This is a genomic window from Stenotrophomonas sp. 2YAF22 (assembly GCF_052114665.1).
Classification (GTDB): domain Bacteria; phylum Pseudomonadota; class Gammaproteobacteria; order Xanthomonadales; family Xanthomonadaceae; genus Stenotrophomonas; species Stenotrophomonas indicatrix.
This window is the reverse complement of the sequence record NZ_JBFRFE010000551.1, coordinates 1-2,998: the sequence shown is the minus strand read 5'-3', so window position 1 is coordinate 2,998 and position 2,998 is coordinate 1. Positions and strand designations below refer to the sequence as shown.

1 protein-coding gene is annotated in these 2,998 nt (G+C 69.2%); it reads left to right on the top strand.

Going from position 1 to position 2,998, the window contains the following annotated elements; all coding sequences use genetic code 11:
• Positions 1-2,998: ATP-dependent helicase (locus AB4Y84_RS17975; protein ID WP_442250586.1), on the top strand; the 2,998-nt coding region annotated here is incomplete at both ends.

Sequence of the window (2,998 nt, the reverse complement as noted above, 5' to 3'; positions counted from 1 at the left end):
GAACGAGCTGCACGCCGGACGCAGTGGCGAAGACGGCGCAATCCGTGGCGATTCGGGTAACGGGTTGGCCTATGGCTCTTTCACCGGCGGTACGGTCAACCGGGTCTCCGCTGCGCCGGCACTGATTGCACGCGCGCATCACGGATCGGTCTCCAAGGAGCAGCGCGGCGAGATCGAGCAGGCGCTGAAATCGGGTGCACTGCGCTGCGTGGTGGCCACGTCCAGCCTGGAGCTGGGGATCGACATGGGGCTGGTTGACCTGGTGATACAGGTGGCCGCGCCGCCGTCGGTGGCCAGCGCCCTGCAGCGCGTTGGTCGCGCCGGCCACCAGGTGGGCGGCATGTCCCGCGGTCTGGTGTATCCGCGTACGCGGCGCGACCTGATCGATGCCGCCGTGGTGGTGGACAGCATGCTGGCCGGACGCATCGAGGCCATCGCTCCGCCGCGCAACCCGCTTGATGTGCTGGCCCAGCAGACGGTGGCGGCGGTGGCGATGGAGCCGTGGCAGGCCGATGCCTGGTATGCCCGGGTACGCCGAGCCGCGCCGTACCGCTCACTCCCGCGCAGTGCTTTCGACGCCGTCCTGGACATGCTTTCCGGCCGCTATCCGTCCGAGGATTTCGCCGGCTTCCGGCCGCGGCTGGTATGGAACCGGCAGAGCGGTGAGCTCAGCGCTCGCCCTGGTGCGAAGCAACTGGCGGTTACCAGCGGCGGCACCATTCCCGACCGTGGCATGTACAGCGTGGTGCTGCCTGAAGGAGAAGAGCGGGCCGGATCGCGTCGCGTCGGTGAGCTGGACGAGGAGATGGTCCACGAGTCGCGGGTGAATGATGTGATCACGCTGGGCGCGACCTCATGGCGGATCGACCAGATCACCCACGATCAGGTGGTGGTGACGCCCGCACCCGGACGTTCGGCGCGCCTGCCGTTCTGGCGTGGCGAAGGTGTCGGCCGCCCTGCCGAACTGGGACAGGCCATCGGCGCGTTTCTCGCCGTGATCGAGGCTGACATCGATGGCGGTGACACCCCTTCGAAGGCGCTGCACGCACGCCTGCAGGCTAGTGGCCTGGACGCCAACGCGATCAGCAACATGCTCGGCCTGGTCGCCGAGCAGCGGCAGGCCACGGGCGTGCTGCCCACCGATCTGCGTCTGGTGGTGGAACGCTGCCGCGACGAGCTGGGCGACTGGCGGGTGATGCTGCATTCGCCGTATGGCCGCCGCGTGCATGATCCGTGGGCATTGGCGGTGGCAGCACGATTGCGCGAACGCTGGGGCATCGACCCGGCAGTGGTCGCCAGCGACGATGGCATCATCGCGCGGATTCCCGACAGTACCGGGCGCGTTCCGGGGGCGGACATGTTCGTGTTCGAACCGGAGCGGTTGCGCCGCACGATCACCGCGGCGGTCGGTCATTCGGCACTGTTCGCGGCGCGCTTCCGCGAGTGTGCCTCGCGCGCACTGCTGTTGCCGCGTCGCACGCCGGGGCGTCGATCGCCGCTGTGGCAGCAGCGCCTGCGCGCCGGCCAGTTGCTGGAAATCGCGCAGGCCCATGCGGAGTTCCCGATCCTGATCGAGACCGCCCGCGAGTGCCTGCAGGATGTCTACGACCTGGATGCGCTGGACGCGCTGATGCAACGCGTTCAACGCGGCCAGGTGCAGTTGCTGGACGTCGCGACCGAGGTGCCTTCGCCGTTTGCGGCCAATCTGCTGTTCGGCTATGTCGCCGAGTTCATGTACGAGGCGGACGTGCCGCTGGCCGAGCGCCGCGCCTCGGTGCTGTCACTGGACAGTGGCCTGCTCGCCGAGCTGCTGGGCCAGGTAGACCTGGGCGAACTGCTGGATGCGGGGGTGGTCGATCAGGTTGAACGTGAACTGCAGCGGCTGGAACCTGCGCGCAGGGCCCATGGCATGGAAGGCGTGTCCGACCTGCTGCGCGAGCTGGGACCGTTGCCTGCATTGGACCTGGCGCTGCGCCTGTCCGATCCGGAATGCGTGGAAGTGCACCTGGCAGCGCTGCAGGCGCAGCAGCGCGCCATCCCGGCTTCAATTGCCGGCCACACGCAGTGGGTCGCCGTGGAGGACGCCGCACGTGTGCGCGATGCGTTGGGTACGGCGCTGCCGGGCGGGCTGCCCGAGGTGTTTCTTGCAGGCATGCCCGATCCCCTCGGCGATCTGCTGGCCCGCCACGCACGTACGCATGCGCCCTTCACCAGCAGSGCGCTGGCCAMGCGGTTCGGGCTGGGTGTGGCGGTGGTCGACGGCGCGCTGAAAAGGCTGCAGGAGCAGGGGCGGGTGCTGCGTGGCAATTTCGGCGCAGCGCGGCGACAGCAGGGAAATGAGGGGGGGCATCCGTCGCCGGATGTAGTGCACGAATGGGTCAGCGAAGATGTGTTGCAGCGTCTGCGCCTGCGTTCGCTGCAGGCCGCACGTGAAGCCACCCGGCCGGTGCCACCGGCAGCCTATGTGCGCCTGCTGCTGGAGGGGCAGGGGGTGTTGCTGGAAGGCGGCGCCGGGCATGCCCGCAATGGTGCCGTAGCGGCCATGCTTGAGGGCAGYGACGGCGTTGCCCGTGTGGTCGAGCAGCTGGCGGGGTTGCCGCTGCCGGTTTCGGTGTGGGAACACCAGGTCCTGCCGGCCCGGGTGCGCGACTACGCACCGGCCCTGCTTGATGAGCTGCTGGCCACCGGCAGGGTGCTGTGGGCCGGGCACGGGCGGCTGGGTGACGACGACGGCCTGGTGTCGCTGCACCTGCAGGAACATGCCGCCGAAACGTTGCCGCTGCTGCCGGAAGCGGATCCGGCGCTACGTACACCGATGCAGGACGCCATCGTGCAGGTCCTGGCCGATGGCGGCGCCTACTTCGCGCGGCAGCTGGCCACGCAGGTGCAGTCACGCCTGGCCGGTAGTGCGGCGGCGGCCGAGGACTTCCAGCTGGCGCTATGGCAGCTGGCCTGGAGGGGCGAAGTGAGCAGCGACCTGTGGTCGCCGTTGCGAGCC